At 62.0% G+C, this 361-nt stretch carries 1 protein-coding gene; it reads left to right on the forward strand.

The annotated features are described in order from the left end of the window. Positions 1-88: 88 nt before the first annotated feature. Positions 89-361, forward strand: a 273-nt coding sequence (locus KDM89_RS23000; RefSeq protein WP_369123601.1) for a thioredoxin domain-containing protein, incomplete at its 3' end; no start/stop codon positions are given.

The following is a 361-nucleotide window of genomic DNA, read 5'->3' on the forward strand; positions in this document are numbered from 1 at the left end:
AGCGCAGGCAGCGGCTGCAGATTGCGGGCTCTCCCATCTCGGTTCTCTGGTCCCGGCCCTCCGATTGCCCCCGCCGCATCCCGCCGCCATGCGCTTCAGCTGCCTTGCGCTGCTCCCGGGCGTGGCGTTGCTGCTCGCCTCGGCCCTCCTCGCCTCCGCCTCAGACGTGTTGGAACTGACGGACGAAAACTTCGAGAGTCGCGTCTCCGACACGGGCTCAGCTGGGCTCATGCTAGTCGAGTTCTTCGCCCCATGGTGTGGACATTGCAAGAGGCTTGCCCCTGAGTATGAAGCTGCAGCAACCAGATTAAAAGGAATAGTCCCATTAGCAAAGGTGGACTGCACTGCCAACACAAACACC

The organism is Cognatundibacterium luofuense (assembly GCF_018139685.1).
Taxonomy (GTDB): domain Bacteria; phylum Pseudomonadota; class Gammaproteobacteria; order Burkholderiales; family Burkholderiaceae_D; genus Undibacterium; species Undibacterium luofuense.